We start from the raw sequence: 13,525 nt of genomic DNA, 5'->3' as shown, positions 1-13,525 counted from the left end.
CGCCGCCGCGCCATGCTGCCAGCCCTCGGCCAGCGCGCGCAGCCACTGCAGCACGCCCTGCTGCATCAGCGAGGCCGGTGCGCCGGCCTTGCCCAGGGCCTCGGCGCTGGCATCGAAATCGTCGAGCAGGCGGCGCAGCCGGCTGGCGTCGGGACGCTGTCGCTCCAGCTGGCGCAGCGTGACGGCGCGGTAGGCCTCGTTGAGACAGCGGTTCATATGCGGCTGCCAGACCACGCCGGGCCGGCCGTGGCGCAGCGCATCGTCATAGGCCTGGGTCAGCACCGCCTCGGCGCCGTCATGGCTGCCGTTCCACAGCAGGGCCACGCCCAGATAGTTCAGCACCATCAGGCTGACCAGCGGGGCCTGGCCGGCGTCGGCCAGCTGGGTGGCCAGCATCGCGGTCTCGATGGCCTCCTCGTTATGGCCCAGATTGCCGGCCGCATAGGAGAGCAGGGCCAGCGCCTGGGCCTCGCTGGCCAGATGGCCGGCCTCATGGGCTTGCTGGCTGGCGCGCATGAACAAGGCATAGGCCTGGCGGTAGGCGGCGCTGATGATCAGCTGGCGTCCCTGGCGCAGCAGCGCCTGGGTGTCCGGTGGCACCTCGTCGCCTGACAGCGTGGCCAGCCAGGACGGCGAGCGCAACTCCTGCTGCATATGGTTGTTGCAGGCCTCCCGCCCGCTCCCGTCGCTTTTCATTGTTTTGAAGACCTGTCACCTGTATTGGGGACAAATGTAACAAGTTGCAGGCGTGGCGCGCCCCGGTGTTGGCCCTGAGTCGGCGGGCATGCCGTGCGCTGGCCGCCCGCTCAGGCGGGGCTGGCGTGGATGCCACAATCTGCCCATGAGCAGCCCGAACCCGCCCCGCGTCAGCATCCAGACCGCCGATTTCGACCTCGCGGCCGAGACCCGGGCCTTGCGCGCGGCCGATGGCGGCATCGGCGCGGTGGTCAGCTTTGTCGGCACCGTCCGGGACGCCAGTCATGGCCAGAGCGTGCGCCTGATGGAGCTGGAGCATTACCCCGGCATGACCGAGGCGGCCATCGAGGCGATGATCGACGAGGCCCAGCGGCGCTTTGATATCCGGGCCGCCCGGGTGATCCATCGCGTCGGTGCGCTGGCGGCGCGCGAGCAGATCGTGCTGGTGCTGGTGGCCTCGGCGCATCGCGGCCAGGCCTTCCAGGCCTGCGAATTCCTGATGGACTATCTGAAGACCCAGGCCCCGTTCTGGAAGAAGGAGCACACGCCCGAGGGCGCCCACTGGGTGGACGCGCGGGTGGCGGACGATGCGGCCTTGCAGCGCTGGGGCATCGAGGCCGGGAACGCGGCATGAGCGCCGCCCTGGCCGTGGCCCTGGGGGCGGCGCTGGGGGCATTGGCGCGCTGGCGCGCCGGGGTCTGGCTCANGGTGGCGGACGATGCGGCCTTGCAGCGCTGGGGCATCGAGGCCGGGAACGCGGCATGAGCGCCGCCCTGGCCGTGGCCCTGGGGGCGGCGCTGGGGGCATTGGCGCGCTGGCGCGCCGGGGTCTGGCTCAACGCCAGCTGGCAGGGCTTTCCGCTGGGTACCTTGCTGGTCAATCTGGTCGGCGGGCTGTTGATCGGCATGGCGCTGGAATGGTTCGGCCGCCAGCCCGATGAGCTGCTGAAGCTGCTGCTGGTGACCGGATTTCTGGGCGGGTTGACGACCTTCTCGGCCTTCTCGGGCGAATCGCTGGCCCTGCTGCAGCGCGGCGCGTTCGGCCTGGCGCTGACACACACGGCGGTCCATGTGCTGGGCTCGCTGGGCGCGGCGGCGCTGGGTCTGAAACTGATGCAGGCGCTGCTGCGGACTTGATCTGGCGCAAGGCCGCCGCGCCTTGAAAAGCGGACGCTGGGTCCCATCTGCCGGGCAACGGAGGTTTTATCCCATGCGTGTCGACAAGTTCACCACCCGCTTTCAGGAAGCCCTGGCCGAGGCCCAAAGCCTGGCCGTGACGACCGACAACCCCTATATCGAGCCGGCCCATCTGCTGGGCGCGATGCTGGCTCAGCCCGACGGACCGCGTGCGCTGCTGGAGCGCGCCGGCGTCAAGGTGCCGGCGCTGAAGACCGCGCTGGACACGGTGCTGGCCGGCTATCCGCAGGTGCAGGGCGAGGGCCAGCAGGTCCAGCCCAGCCGCGATCTGATGAGCCTGATGCAGGCCGCCGAGAAGGAGGCCAGCAAGCGCGGCGACCAGTTCATCGCCAGCGAGATGTTCTTGTTGGCGCTGGCCGATGCCAAGACCGATCTGGCCGGCATCGCGCGCGGCCATGGCCTGACGCGCAAGGCGTTGGAAGGCGCGATCGAGGCGGTGCGGGGCGGCCAGAAGGTCGACAGCCCCGAAGCCGAAGGTCAGCGCGAGGCGCTGAAGAAATACACGCTGGACCTGACCGAGCGCGCCCGCGAGGGCAAGCTGGACCCGGTGATCGGCCGCGACGACGAGATCCGCCGCGCGATCCAGGTGCTGCAGCGCCGCTCCAAGAACAACCCGGTGCTGATCGGCGAGCCCGGCGTGGGCAAGACCGCCATCGTCGAAGGGCTGGCCCAGCGCATCGTCAATGGCGAGGTGCCGGAGTCGCTGAAGAACAAGCGCGTGCTGGTGCTGGACATGGCGGGCCTCTTGGCCGGCGCCAAGTACCGCGGCGACTTTGAAGAACGGCTCAAGGCCGTGCTGAAGGAGGTTGCGCAGGACGAGGGCCGCATCATCCTCTTCATCGACGAGCTGCACACCATGGTCGGTGCCGGCAAGGCCGAGGGCGCGATGGACGCTGGCAATATGCTCAAGCCCGCGCTAGCGCGTGGCGAGCTGCATTGCATTGGCGCGACCACGCTGGACGAGTATCGCAAGTACGTCGAGAAGGACGCGGCGCTGGAGCGGCGCTTCCAGAAGGTGCTGGTCGACGAGCCCAGCGTCGAGGCGACGATCGCGATCCTGCGCGGCCTGCAGGAGAAGTACGAGGTCCACCATGGCGTCGAGATCACCGACCCGGCCATCATCGCCGCGGCCGAGCTGAGCCATCGCTACATCACCGACCGATTTCTGCCCGACAAGGCCATCGACCTGATCGACGAGGCGGCGGCCAAGATCAAGATCGAGATCGACTCCAAGCCCGAGGTGATGGACAAGCTGGATCGCCGCATGATCCAGCTGAAGATCGAGCGCGAGGCGGTTCGTCGCGAGAAGGACGAAGGCTCGCAGAAGCGCTTCGCGCTGATCGAGGAAGAGCTCTTGAAGCTGCAGCGCGAGTACAACGACCTGGAAGAGATCTGGACCTCCGAGAAGGCCCAGGCCCAGGGCAGCGCCCATGTGAAGGAGGAGATCGAGCGCATCAAGCTGCAGATTGAGGACCTCAAGCGCAAAGGCGACTTCAACAAGCTCGCCGAGCTGCAGTACGACCGCCTGCCGACGCTGGAGAAGAAGCTGCACGAGGCCCAGGCCAAGGAGTCGGGCAAGGGCGCGGATGGCAGCGTTGGCACGCCCAACAAGCTCTTGCGCACCCTCGTCGGCGCCGAAGAGATCGCTGAGGTGGTGGCGCGCGCCACCGGCATCCCGGTCGCCAAGCTGATGCAGGGCGAGCGCGACAAGCTTTTGCAGATGGAAGAGAAGCTGCACCAGCGTGTGGTTGGCCAGGAGCAGGCCATCGTCGCGGTGGCCGATGCGATCCGCCGTTCACGTGCCGGCCTGTCCGATCCAAACCGGCCGCTGGGCTCCTTCCTCTTCCTCGGCCCCACCGGCGTCGGCAAGACCGAGCTGTGCAAGGCCCTGGCCGGCTTCCTGTTTGACAGCGAAGACCATCTGGTGCGCATCGACATGAGCGAGTTCATGGAGAAGCACTCGGTCAGCCGTCTGATCGGCGCGCCCCCGGGCTATGTCGGCTACGAAGAGGGCGGCACCCTGACTGAGGCGGTGCGCCGCAAGCCCTATTCGGTGCTGCTGCTCGACGAGGTCGAGAAGGCGCATCCGGATGTGTTCAATGTGCTGCTGCAGGTGCTGGACGACGGCCGCCTGACCGATGGCCAGGGCCGCACGGTGGACTTCAAGAACACGGTCATCGTGATGACCAGCAACCTCGGCTCGCAGCACATCATGAACCTGGTCGGCGAGTCCGACGAGGTGATACGCGATGCGGTCTGGGGCGAGGTCAAGGCCCACTTCCGGCCCGAGTTCCTGAACCGCATCGACGAGACCGTGGTCTTCCATGCGCTGGACCAGAAGCACATCCAGGACATCGCCCGCATCCAATTGCAGATCCTGGAGAAGCGGCTGGAGAAGATGGAGATGAAGCTGGACGTCAGCCCGGCGGCCCTGAACGAGCTGGCCAAGGTCGGCTTCGATCCGGTGTTTGGTGCTCGGCCGCTCAAGCGGGCGATCCAGCAGCGCATCGAGAACCCGCTGTCCAAGCTGATTCTGCAAGGCCGGTTCGGACCCAAGGATGTGATTCCGGTCGATGTGGCCGATGGGGAATTCCAGTTCGGGCGGGTCGTGCATTGATGAGGGCTAGACTCGGGCGATCCTGGCCTTGAAAGGGACCGCCATGCCCGCCGAGCTTGCTGTCGATCTCGCCACCCGCCTGCGCGCGCTGGCCGCGCAGGGGGTGGCCGAGCCGCTGTCCTTCCTCGTGACGCTGGCGCCGGGAGCGGCGGCGCTGCCGTTCAAGGTGGAGACCGCCGTCGACGCGATCCGGATGGCGGCCGGCCGCATGAGCGCGGCCCAGGCCCTGGCGCTGGCCCAGCGCGGCGATATCGAGCGCATCGAGCTGGACGGGCAGATGCAGGCGCTGGACGCGCTGCTCAAGCCTTAGTCTTTGGCGACGTCGAGCCGGCCCTGCTTGCTGCGCGCCAGCCGGCGGTAGGCGCTGCGATCCTGGCGGTGGGCGACGAACCAGCGCAGCAGATCGTTGCGCAGGGTCTGGGCGGCGGCGCTGTCGGCCGGCAGCGCTGGCGCTTCGGCGCGACGGCTGTCGCGGGCGACGAACAAGACCTGGGCGATGATCTGGCCGGCGCTGATGTGCAGTGCACTCGTGGCGGGCCGGCGAACGACCAGGTTGACCGGGTGCGCATACCAATCGCTCTCGATCAGGCCGCTCAGCAGCTCCAGCGCTGCCGGCCGGTTCAGCGGCGGGCCGTAGAGGCTGTCGATGCCGTCCGGTGTGCGCAGCAGCCAGGGCAGATGCAGCTTGAACAGCCCGGCCTGATCGGGGCGCTCGAAGAAGCTCAGCCCCGGCTGCACCGGCCGCAACTCGGCGCGCTCGCCGCGCTCGTCGTCAAAGGGCAGGGGATCGAAGCTGAAAGCATTGGCGCGGAAGCGGCTGCTGGGCCGGTCGCGCACATAGAACAGCCGCTGATCCTCGGTCGCGGCATCCTGCAGTCCCGGCGCGCGAAAGCCCTGCACGCCAGCCGGCAGTTCGGCCGGCAGGCACAGGCCGAAGTCGAACGGAGCCGGCACCAGCAGGCCCAGCGCGCAGGCCGCCGTGAAGGGCAGGCATTGCTCCTGCACGCCGTAGCCGGATGGCACGGCCGGCCGTGTCGAGGCCGGCGCGCGCTGCGGCAGCGGCGCATTGGGCACCAGGCTCAGCAGCCGCAGTTCCACCGGCGGGTCCGCAGGCTCAGGGCTTGAAGGCCACGGCCGGTGCCGGCACCATGGCCAGCGCCGCCTGGTCCACATCGACCCGGCCATAGCCATACAGCGGATCCCATCCCGGCGGGCCCAGCGCGTCGGCGGTGCTGGCCAGCAGATTCCAGATCTGCGTATTGCTCGCGAAGCGGTGCGCGCCCCAGACCACGGCCGCCGCGCCGGCCACATGGGGGCAGGCCATGCTGGTGCCGCTCTTCTGGCCGTAGCCGCCGCCCGGCACGGTGGACAGCACCTGCACGCCCGGCGCGGCGATCTCGATCTCGGGGCCGCGGCTGCTGAAGGACGCGATCACATTGCTGTTGTCGATGGCCGAGACCGCGATCACGCGCTTGTATTTGCCGGGGTAGATCACGGTATTGGCCCCAGGCCCGGCATTACCCGCCGCTGCGACAAGCAGCACGCCGGCGTTGTAGGCGGCGTCGCAGATCGCCTCCAGCGCGGCCGGTGCGCCGCCGCCGCCCAGGCTCATGCTGACGATCTGCATCTTGTTCTGGATCGCCCAGTTGATGCCGGCAATGATCCAGCTGTACTGGCCGCTGCCGTTGTTGGCCAGCACCTTGACCCCGTACAGCGAGGCCTCGGGCGCGACGCCGACCACGCCGGCGCCGTTGATCGCCGCGCCTATCGTGCCGGCGCAATGGGTGCCGTGGCTGTTGCCGTCCATCGCGGTCTCGCCGGGCACGAAGCTGACCGCGCCTTTGACATTCGCCTTCAGGTCGGGGTGGTTCCAGTCGATGCCGGTGTCCAGCACCGCGACCTTGATGCCGCGGCCGCGTGAGCAGCCCCAGGCCGGCGGCGCCTTGATCTGGCTCACACCCACCGGCACGGTCTCGGCCTGCACCGAGGGCTGGCCCTCGAACACCAGAGTCTCCATCGGCAGCGCATAGGCCCAGTCATCGGTCTCGACGGCGGCCACATCGGGGTTGCCCTTCAGCGCCTTGATCTCGGCGTCGCTCAAGGTCAGTGTCAGGATCGGGGCCTCGAACAGATTGATGTCGAAGCCCATGTGATCGTTGTCCAGGCCGCCCGGCAGGCCGGGTGAGCCTATTGTGAAGGCCGAGGCGCTGCCGACGTCGAAGAACTCCAGGCTTTCGCGGCGCGGGCAACTGCTGGCCCGCAGCTCGAGCTTGTCGGCCTTTTTGTTCTTGCGCTTGTCCTTGGGCTTGAAGGTGACGATCACCGACTTGCGTGCGGTGGCGTCGGGGGCTCCGGTGCTCTTTCTTGCTGTGGCCATGAGGGTCTCCTAGAACGGCTCGGGCGGCACGACGGCGCCGCTGGCAAGGACTCTAGGCAGCGGCGCCCCGGCTTGCATCCTTCGGGCTAGGGAGCTTGCGAAACAAGGCGATGTTCGCGGCCGGGCATTGCAGGGCCCAACCCCAGCGCCGGGCGATCCAGTCCAGCGTGGCGCGCTCGTAAAAGCACACATGGGTCGGGTCATGGACATAGCGCCAGGCCGCGAAATCGCGCTCCGGCTGGCGCCACTGGGTCATCAGTCCCAGCCAGCCACCGGGTCGCAGCAGCGCGTCCAGCCGCGCGAACTCGGCCGCCGGGTCGTGGAAGTGCTCGGCCACCTCGGTGCAGCTGATGAAGTCATAGCGCTGCTGCAGCAGGCCGGCGTGAGGCGCATAGATCGGGTCGTAGGCGGCGGTGGGGAAGCCGCGCTCGCTGAGCATGGCCGCCAAGGCCGGGCCGGGGCCGCAGCCATAGTCCAGACCCTCATCGCCGGTCCGCAGCCGCTCGGCCAGCGGCAGGGCCAGGCGGTCGAGGAAGGCACGGTAGTCCGGGTCCTCGGCCTGATTGCGATGCCTGTCGTACTCCTGCTTCTCTGCGCTCGGGCTCGGGCGGTCGGCCGGCTGCATGAAGCTGAGCCGGCAATGCGGACACTGCCGGTAGGCGCGCTCGCGCACGGCAGGCAGGGTCAGCAGGTCGAGGCCGCCGCACAAGGGGCAGGCGATGCGGGGCAGAGCGCTCATGCGTCTGATTATCCGGACCGCGATCGCTACTTAGAATCAGCGCTTCCTTGTTTGATGACGCCACGCAACTGGCGGCCGCCTGAATGACTGCAGCAGCTCCCGTGGTGATCGTCGGTGCCGGCCTGGCCGGTTTGACCGTGGCCTTGCATCTGGCCGATGCGGTGCCCGTCATCGTGCTGGCCAAGCGCGACCTGACCGAGGCGGCCACCGCCTGGGCCCAGGGCGGCATCGTCGGGGTGCTGGGCCGCGACGACAGCATCGAGAGCCATGTGCGCGACACCCAGGATGCCGGCGCCGGTCTGGTCGACGAGGCTACCGCCCGCTTCATCGCCGAGCGCAGCGCCCAGGCGGTCGAATGGCTGGTGCAGCAAGGCGTGCCCTTCACGCTCGACGACGATGGCCCGCTGGGCCTGCACCTGACGCGCGAGGGCGGCCACGCGGTGCGCCGCATCGCCCACGCGGCCGATGCCACCGGCAAGGCCATTCACGACCAGCTGCTGGCCGCCGCCCATGCCCATCCCAATATCACGCTGCGCGAGCGCTGGATGGCGCTGGACCTGATCACCTCGCGCCATGTGCAGCGCGAGGAACAGCCGCGCTGCTACGGCATCTACGCGCTGGACATCGACAGCCGCCGCGTCGAGACCCTGGCCGCGCGCGCGGTCGTGATGGCCACCGGCGGCGCCGGCAAGGTCTACCGCTACACGACCAACCCCGACACCTCGACCGGCGACGGCATCGCGATGGCCTGGCGGGCCGGCTGCCGGGTCGCGAACATGGAGTTCATCCAGTTCCACCCGACCTGCCTCTACCACCCGCAGGAGCGCAGTTTCTTGATCACCGAGGCGCTGCGCGGCGAGGGTGGTCATCTGAAATTGCCGGACGGCACGCGCTTCATGGCCGCGCACGATGAGCGCATGGAGTTGGCGCCGCGCGACATCGTCGCCCGCGCGATCGACTTCGAGATGAAGAAGCACGGCCTGGACCATGTGTGGCTGGACGCCACGCACCTGGGCGAGGCCTTTCTGAAGGAGCATTTCCCGACCATCCATGCGCGCTGCCTGAGTCTGGGCATCGATATCGCGCGCCAGGCGATTCCGGTGGTGCCGGCCGTGCATTTCACCTGCGGCGGTGTGGTCACCGATCTGAAGGGCTGCAGCGATCTGCCGGGGCTTTATGCGGTCGGTGAGACCAGCTATACCGGTCTGCATGGCGCGAACCGCCTGGCCAGCAATTCGCTGCTGGAGTGCGTGGTGCTGGGCCAGACCTGTGCGCAGGACATCCTGGCCCAGGACGAGGGCGAGCCGGCGCCACTGCCGGCCTGGGACGAAAGCCAGGTCGAGGACGCCGACGAGCAGGTCGTGATCGCCCACAACTGGGACGAGCTGCGCCTCTTGATGTGGAACTATGTGGGCATCGTGCGCACCACCAAGCGCTTGGAGCGGGCGCTGCACCGCATCGATCTGTTGCGCGGCGAGATCGACGACTACTACGCCAACTTCCGCGTCACCCGCGATCTGCTGGAGCTGCGCAACCTGGTCGATTGCGCCGAGCTGATCGTGCGCTCGGCGCTGCTGCGCCACGAGAGCCGCGGCCTGCATTTCAGCCGGGACTATCCGCGCACGCTACCGGTCAGCTTCCCGACCGTGCTGATCGCTGAGCGGGGGCTGCGCGGCAGCTGAAGACGGGATGAAGGATTTGGGGTCAGGTCTTGATAGCCTGCGCTGCATGCGCTACAAAGCCTGAGCCCTTAGTAAGCCAGCCCGAGCACCCATCTTGCCGACAAACCCCGTCGATCCGTCGCATGGCCGTCCGCCGAGCAGTCATCTGCAAGACCTGGGCGCCTTCGGCAGGCCGCTCGGGCCGCTGAAGCTCGCGCTGGGCCTGCTGCTGTGTCTGGGGAGCGTGGCCGCCGCGCTGGCGGCTTTTGACGCCGACCGCACGCTAGATCCGGCGGCTCGGCTGGCACTGGCCTGGGCGGCAATCATGCTGCTGGCGAGTGGTCTGGGCCAAGCGCTGCTGGTGCGGCGCTGGGCAGTGGACCTCTTGCGCCGCGATGTCTGGGAGGGCTGGGGCATCGCCTATTGCCAGTTCTGGCGTTGCTATCCGGCGAGTCAGATCGACAGCGTCGAGGCGCGCCTGATCTCCCATCAGATTCAGCGCGATGTCTTTGAAGATGAAAGCAGCACGACACGCTATGACGCGCACGACATCTATGTGGCCTATCTGATCGTCAGGCCGCCGAGCGAGCCGCCCCTGCATCTGCGTCTGGCCGCATTTCACGAGCGGGTCAAGCTGCTGGCCGAGCTCAAGGCCGCCAGCCGGCTGCTGGGCCGCCCGCTGCGCGACCGCAGTGAATCGGTGCAGCACGCGCCTCGCGGGCACTCGTTCCGAGTGGGCCTGTTCCTCGGTCTCCTGCTGGGCGCGGCGGCGATCAGCGTGCTGCTCTGGTTTGCCGTGGCCGGGCTCCCGGCCTGATGGCAGGGTCTCAGCGCCGCGCGCGCAGCGCGGTGCGCGCCTGCACGAAGTTGAAGGCATAGGTGACAGCCTCGCTGATCGCGGCGTCGATCTCCAGCCGCTCGTGCTCGGTCAGGTAGAAGGAGAAATCCACCTCGTGGCGGATGTAGCGCGGCGGCAGGCGGTTCAGTGCCACGCAGGCCACGTCAACGAGCAGGTCGTTGCTGCTGATGGCCGGGAACTGTGGGGCCACCGTTGCGACGGCGTTGAATACCTCGCGTTCGTGGTGGTTGTAGAGCGAGCTGAAGTCGGTCATGAGGCGTCTCGTCTTTCTGTGGATCGCGCAAGCGTATTCGCTTTATAGCGCTCCCTGCAGACGAAAAACGGGCGCCATCCCCCCTTATTCAGGCTGCGCCTATGCCGGTCTTCATGCCGGCCGTCCGGGCTTTCAGCGCCGCCGTGAAGTCCAGCATGCGTGTGATGCAGCCCAGCGCCTTGACCCGCACCGCTTCGTCGATCTGGATTTCGCCCTGACCCAGTTCCAGACAGTCGATAACGCCCTGCAGCCCGTTCATCGCCATCCAGGGGCAGTGCGCGCAGCTCTTGCAGGTGGCGCCGTTGCCGGCGGTGGGCGCTTCGATCAGGGTCTTGCCGGGCGCCAGCTGGCGCATGCGGTGCAGGATGCCGTTGTCGGTGGCGACGATGTATTCCTGCGCCGTACCTTCGACGACGGCCTTGATCAGCGCCGAGGTGGAACCCACGACATGGGCCTTGTCGACCACGCTCTTGGGCGACTCGGGGTGAACCAGAATCATCGCGTCCGGATGCTGCTCACTCAGCAGGTCCAGCTCCAGGCCCTTGAACTCGTCGTGCACGATGCAGGCGCCGTTCCACATCAGCATGTCGGCACCGGTCTGCTCCTGGATGTAGCGGCCCAGATGGCGATCCGGCGCCCACAGGATCTTCTCGCCCTTGGCCTTCAGCTCGGCGACGATCTCGAGCGCGCAGGAACTGGTGACCATCCAGTCGGCGCGCGCCTTCACGGCCGCGCTGGTGTTGGCGTAGACCACCACCTTGCGGTCCGGATGGGCGTCGCAGAATGCCGCGAACTCATCGGCCGGGCAACCCAGGTCCAGCGAGCATGTCGCGTCCAGATCGGGCATCAGCACGCGCTTCTCGGGCGACAGGATCTTGGCGCTCTCGCCCATGAAGCGCACGCCGGCGACGATCAGGGTCTGGGCCTCGTGGTCGCGGCCGAAGCGGGCCATCTCCAGCGAGTCGGAGACGATGCCGCCGGTCTCGAGCGCCAGATCCTGCAGATCACCGTCCACGTAGTAATGCGCCACCAGCACCGCATTGCGGGCCTTCAGCAGCGCTGCGGCGCGGGCTTTCAGCGTGGCACGCTGGCTGGGTGTCAAGGGCGCCGGCACCTTGGCCCAGGCATGGGCGGTGCAACTGGCGCCTTCGGCGTCCTGGCGGGTGTAGTCGAAGAGAACCTGAGTCATCAGCGGATTTTAGGTCTGCGGCCATGCCGCTCGTTGGCGTCAGGCCTTTCGGAGCGAGATGGCCTTGCTCAGGCCTCGGCAAAGAAGCGGCTTGGCGGCATGCCCACGGTGCGCGTCACCATCGCGGTGAAGGCGCTGGCGCTGGCATAGCCGAGCTCGGCGGCGATATGGCTCATCGGCTTTTGCCGCGCCGCCATCGACAGCGCATGGGCCAGCAGCACCTGGCTGCGCCACTGGCCGTAGCCGCTGCCCAGCTGCTCGCGAAACAGACGCGAGATCGTGCGCTCGCTGGCGCCGACCTCGGCGGCCCAGTCGGCCAGGCTGGCATGGCGGGCCGGGTCTTCGATGATGGCCTGGCACAGGCGCAGCAGGCGCTTGTCCTGCGGCAGCGCCACGCCTAGGCGCAGGCTGCGCGCGCGGCCCAGCTCGTCGACGATCAGATGGCTGATGCAGCGCTCGCGTTCACGCTCGGCCGGGGTGTCGGGCGCGGCGTCCGGCTCGGTGGGCAACTGCAGCACCAGCTCGCGCAGCAGCGGTGAGACTTCCAGCACCCGACACTGCTCCCAGGCCGATGCATGCGTCAGGCTCTCGTGCAGATAGAGGGTGCGCAGATCGGCCCGTTCGATGGCCGAGACCGCATGGATGATGCGCGGCGCGATCCAGACCGCACGCGAGGGCGGCACGATGAAGGTGCTCGCACTGGTGCTGACGCGCACCGCCCCACCGACCGAGAACACCAGTTGGCCCCAGTCGTGCTGGTGCGGCTGGATGTCCATCTGATGCTCCATCAGCCGTGCCTTGCCGCGCAGCGGGCGCTCCGGGCTCGGGGCGTAACGGCGCGGGTCGGCGGGCGGCAGGCTGGTGCGCGTGGCGGATCGAGAGGTGGCCATTGGCGTGATTGCGACAAAGCTTGGCGATCTATCGTAACCCGGCCGCGCCGCCGCCGCCTACATTGGCGCCATGACGACGCATACCGCCTCCCTCACCCTCGACGGCCGCGCCCAGGCCCGGCGCGACTACGGCACGATCAGCCTGATCGGCCTGGCCCACGGCACCTCGCACTTCTTTCATATGCTGCTGCCGCCGCTGTTCCCGGCCTTCATCAAGGACTTCGGGCTCAGCTATTCGGAGCTCGGCCTGCTGGTCACGACCTTCTTCGTGATCTCGGGCATCGGCCAGGCGCTGGCCGGTTTTCTGGTGGACAAGCGCGGCGCGCGGCCGGTGCTGTTCGCGGCGCTGGCCTGCTTTGTGCTGGCCTCGATCGCGGCCGGCATGGCCACCGGCTTTGCCGGCCTGATGCTGGCGGCGGCGCTGGCCGGCCTGGGCAACTCGCCCTTCCACCCGGTGGACTTCACGATACTGAACAAGCGCGTCTCGCAGCCGCGCCTGGGCCACGCCTTCTCGGTGCACGGCATCACCGGCAATCTGGGCTGGGCGCTGGCGCCGGTGTTCTCGATCGGCATCGCCGAGGCCACCGGCAACTGGCGCTATGCCTATCTGGGCACCGGCCTGGTGGCGCTGGCGGTGATCGCGCTGCTGTTCCTCAAGCGCGAGGCGATTGATGACAGCCAGGGTTCCTGGGGCCATGCCAAACCGGCTGTGGGTGCGAAGGAGGAGCACCCGATGGCTTTCCTGCGCCTGCCCTCGGTCTGGCTGTGCTTCTCCTTCTTCTTCTTCACGACCGCCGCGCTGAGCGCGATCCAGAGCTTTGCCAGCCCGGCGCTGGGCCAGATGTACGGCCTGCCGCTGAGCCTGACCGCCTATGTGGTGACCGGCTATATGCTGTGTGGCGCACTGGGCATGGTGATCGGCGGCTTCCTGGTCGCCAGGGTGCAGCGCCTGGAGCGCACGATCGCGCTGGCGATGGCGCTGGCCGCCGGCCTGCTGCTGCTGGTCGCGGCCGGCTGGCTGCCGCCGCTGGTGGCCGCGGCAGCCACC

Annotated in this window: 14 protein-coding genes; 7 read left to right on the top strand and 7 right to left on the bottom strand. The window is 68.3% G+C overall.

The features are described 5' to 3' along the window. On the bottom strand, positions 1-696 hold a 696-nt coding region (locus tag PO768_RS24620), incomplete at its 3' end, for a hypothetical protein (protein WP_272648142.1). A 145-nt stretch (positions 697-841) separates the two neighbouring features. Here PO768_RS24620 and PO768_RS24615 point away from each other — a divergent pair. The 4 genes from PO768_RS24615 (at position 842) to PO768_RS24600 (ending at position 4,819) form a co-directional block, all read left to right on the top strand. Beyond that, positions 842-1,330, top strand: coding sequence for a molybdenum cofactor biosynthesis protein MoaE (locus PO768_RS24615; protein WP_272648141.1), 489 nt, complete (start codon positions 842-844; stop codon positions 1,328-1,330). 127 nt (positions 1,331-1,457) lie between these two features. Beyond that, entirely contained in the window at positions 1,458-1,832 is a 375-nt protein-coding gene (gene crcB, locus PO768_RS24610; protein WP_137941859.1) for a fluoride efflux transporter CrcB, read from the top strand. 73 nt (positions 1,833-1,905) lie between these two features. Beyond that, positions 1,906-4,509, top strand: a complete 2,604-nt coding sequence (gene clpB / locus PO768_RS24605) for an ATP-dependent chaperone ClpB (RefSeq protein ID WP_272648140.1) — start codon at positions 1,906-1,908, stop codon at positions 4,507-4,509. A gap of 43 nt (positions 4,510-4,552) precedes the next feature. Continuing rightward, complete coding sequence (locus PO768_RS24600) at positions 4,553-4,819, top strand: hypothetical protein (protein ID WP_272648139.1); 267 nt, start codon at positions 4,553-4,555, stop codon at positions 4,817-4,819. Here the strand turns inward: PO768_RS24600 and PO768_RS24595 are convergent. Genes PO768_RS24595 through PO768_RS24585 form a run of 3 tightly spaced genes read right to left on the bottom strand, consistent with a single transcriptional unit; the run spans position 4,816 to position 7,625 of the window. Next, the gene (locus tag PO768_RS24595) at positions 4,816-5,607 is read right to left on the bottom strand and encodes a DUF6065 family protein (protein ID WP_272648138.1); all 792 of its coding nucleotides are present in this window, start codon (positions 5,605-5,607) and stop codon (positions 4,816-4,818) included. The two genes, PO768_RS24600 and PO768_RS24595, sit on opposite strands and share 4 nt — an antisense overlap. A 16-nt stretch (positions 5,608-5,623) precedes the next feature. Continuing rightward, the gene (locus PO768_RS24590; protein ID WP_272648137.1) at positions 5,624-6,886 is read right to left on the bottom strand and encodes a S8 family peptidase; all 1,263 of its coding nucleotides are present in this window, start codon (positions 6,884-6,886) and stop codon (positions 5,624-5,626) included. A 52-nt stretch (positions 6,887-6,938) separates the two neighbouring features. Beyond that, positions 6,939-7,625 (bottom strand): class I SAM-dependent methyltransferase, encoded by a 687-nt coding sequence (locus PO768_RS24585; protein ID WP_272648136.1) that lies wholly within the window; start codon positions 7,623-7,625, stop codon positions 6,939-6,941. 83 nt (positions 7,626-7,708) lie between these two features. On the opposite strand from PO768_RS24585, the gene nadB reads away from it, so the two are divergent. Both nadB and PO768_RS24575 read left to right on the top strand, forming a co-directional pair. Then, complete coding sequence (gene nadB / locus PO768_RS24580; protein ID WP_272648135.1) at positions 7,709-9,307, top strand: L-aspartate oxidase; 1,599 nt, start codon at positions 7,709-7,711, stop codon at positions 9,305-9,307. A 94-nt stretch (positions 9,308-9,401) separates the two neighbouring features. Further along, positions 9,402-10,103, top strand: a complete 702-nt coding sequence (locus PO768_RS24575) for a hypothetical protein (RefSeq protein ID WP_272648134.1) — start codon at positions 9,402-9,404, stop codon at positions 10,101-10,103. A gap of 10 nt (positions 10,104-10,113) precedes the next feature. On the opposite strand, the gene PO768_RS24570 is transcribed toward PO768_RS24575, so the two are convergent. The 3 genes from PO768_RS24570 to PO768_RS24560 form a co-directional block, all read right to left on the bottom strand. Then, positions 10,114-10,398, bottom strand: a complete 285-nt coding sequence (locus PO768_RS24570) for a late competence development ComFB family protein (protein WP_137941867.1) — start codon at positions 10,396-10,398, stop codon at positions 10,114-10,116. Positions 10,399-10,486: 88 nt separating this feature from the next. Beyond that, a complete protein-coding gene (gene nadA / locus PO768_RS24565; protein ID WP_272648133.1) occupies positions 10,487-11,587 on the bottom strand; it encodes a quinolinate synthase NadA in 1,101 nt (366 codons plus the stop codon). A gap of 68 nt (positions 11,588-11,655) precedes the next feature. Further along, complete coding sequence (locus tag PO768_RS24560; protein WP_272648132.1) at positions 11,656-12,477, bottom strand: AraC family transcriptional regulator; 822 nt, start codon at positions 12,475-12,477, stop codon at positions 11,656-11,658. 70 nt (positions 12,478-12,547) lie between these two features. Here PO768_RS24560 and PO768_RS24555 point away from each other — a divergent pair. Next, positions 12,548-13,525: MFS transporter (locus PO768_RS24555; protein ID WP_272648131.1), on the top strand; the 978-nt coding region annotated here is incomplete at its 3' end.

Origin of the sequence: Paucibacter sp. XJ19-41, from assembly GCF_028462495.1 — a bacterium.
Lineage (GTDB): Bacteria > Pseudomonadota > Gammaproteobacteria > Burkholderiales > Burkholderiaceae_C > Roseateles_E.
Note: the sequence above shows the minus strand (reverse complement) of the source record. Positions and strands in the feature narration are given on the sequence as shown.

Coding starts and splice junctions, on each gene's coding strand:
- PO768_RS24615 (WP_272648141.1), top strand. CDS start 842: ATGAGCAGCCCGAACCCGCCCCGCGTCAGCATCCAGACCGCCGATTTC.
- crcB (WP_137941859.1), top strand. CDS start 1,458: ATGAGCGCCGCCCTGGCCGTGGCCCTGGGGGCGGCGCTGGGGGCATTG.
- clpB (WP_272648140.1), top strand. CDS start 1,906: ATGCGTGTCGACAAGTTCACCACCCGCTTTCAGGAAGCCCTGGCCGAG.
- PO768_RS24600 (WP_272648139.1), top strand. CDS start 4,553: ATGCCCGCCGAGCTTGCTGTCGATCTCGCCACCCGCCTGCGCGCGCTG.
- PO768_RS24590 (WP_272648137.1), bottom strand. CDS start 6,886: ATGGCCACAGCAAGAAAGAGCACCGGAGCCCCCGACGCCACCGCACGC.
- PO768_RS24585 (WP_272648136.1), bottom strand. CDS start 7,625: ATGAGCGCTCTGCCCCGCATCGCCTGCCCCTTGTGCGGCGGCCTCGAC.
- nadB (WP_272648135.1), top strand. CDS start 7,709: ATGACTGCAGCAGCTCCCGTGGTGATCGTCGGTGCCGGCCTGGCCGGT.
- PO768_RS24570 (WP_137941867.1), bottom strand. CDS start 10,398: ATGACCGACTTCAGCTCGCTCTACAACCACCACGAACGCGAGGTATTC.
- nadA (WP_272648133.1), bottom strand. CDS start 11,587: ATGACTCAGGTTCTCTTCGACTACACCCGCCAGGACGCCGAAGGCGCC.
- PO768_RS24560 (WP_272648132.1), bottom strand. CDS start 12,477: ATGGCCACCTCTCGATCCGCCACGCGCACCAGCCTGCCGCCCGCCGAC.